The 619-nt window shown below is 72.7% G+C and carries 1 protein-coding gene; it reads right to left on the bottom strand.

Features of this window, described 5'->3' with window-relative positions; all coding sequences use genetic code 11:
- Window positions 1-7: 7 nt before the first annotated feature.
- Window positions 8-619: hypothetical protein (locus tag CKO23_RS25090; protein ID WP_200336311.1), on the bottom strand; the 612-nt coding region annotated here is incomplete at its 5' end.

The following is a 619-nucleotide window of genomic DNA, read 5'->3' as shown; positions in this document are numbered from 1 at the left end:
CTTAGAGCTAAAGCCCCGCCTTCCACAGCAGCATCCCGGCCCGGTCGGCCAGGGCCGGCACGCCCAGTTCGCGCGCGGTCAGGACGGCTTCGTTCAGGATCAGGTGCAGGTGGGCGGGCGCAGGGCCGCCCAGGCGATGACGGGCCAGGGCCAATTCGGCCAGACCGATCTGGTCGGCGGCCCAGTCCAGCGGCGCAGCGGCGGCGAGCCGGTCGTGCAGGCGGGCCTCCATAAGCTCCAGCCCCGTCAGGTCGCGCACAGCCTCGGCCAGGGCGATCTCGCGCGATACCCGGCGTTCGCGCACCAGGGCGCCGATGATCAGGCCGCGCCCCTGGGTCAGGGCCTCGGCCTGATTCAACAGCATCAGGGGCGTGGCGTCGTCGCCGGCGCGCAGCACCTGAATGACGGCCCAGTCCAGCGGGCTGTGGTCGGGCGTGAACTGATCGGCGGCGGCGTCGAACATCATCCGTCCCTGGGCCAGGGCCTCGGCATGATCGGCGACGGAGGCCAGGGCCGAAAGACCCGCTCCGCACAGGGCCAGGGCGCGAGCGCGCGTCAGGGGCCGATAGTCGGGCGAGGCGTTCTCGACCAGGGCGCCGAGATCGCGTCCGGCCTGGTC

Origin of the sequence: Thiocystis violacea (genome assembly GCF_016583565.1) — a bacterium.
GTDB lineage: Bacteria > Pseudomonadota > Gammaproteobacteria > Chromatiales > Chromatiaceae > Thiorhodococcus > Thiorhodococcus violaceus_A.
This window is presented reverse-complemented; position numbering and strand designations above follow the sequence as displayed.